Annotated in this window: 1 rRNA gene; it reads left to right on the forward strand. The window is 54.7% G+C overall.

Annotation, left to right across the window (positions count from 1 at the left end):
• Positions 1-223 (forward strand): 23S ribosomal RNA (locus tag AAC855_RS21845); the annotation flags it as partial.

Consider the following 223-nt stretch of genomic DNA (forward strand, 5'->3'; position numbering starts at 1 on the left):
GGTCCTTGATGTGTAGGATAGGTGGGAGGCTTGGAAGTGTGGACGCCAGTCTGCATGGAGCCATCCTTGAAATACCACCCTTTAATGGCTGGTGTTCTAACGTAGGCCCGTTATCCGGGTTGCGGACAGTGTCTGGTGGGTAGTTTGACTGGGGCGGTCTCCTCCCAAAGCGTAACGGAGGAGCACGAAGGTTAGCTAATCACGGTCGGACATCGTGAGGTTA

The sequence above is a fragment of the Xenorhabdus bharatensis genome (genome assembly GCF_037996705.1).
Taxonomy (GTDB): Bacteria; Pseudomonadota; Gammaproteobacteria; order Enterobacterales; family Enterobacteriaceae; genus Xenorhabdus; species Xenorhabdus bharatensis.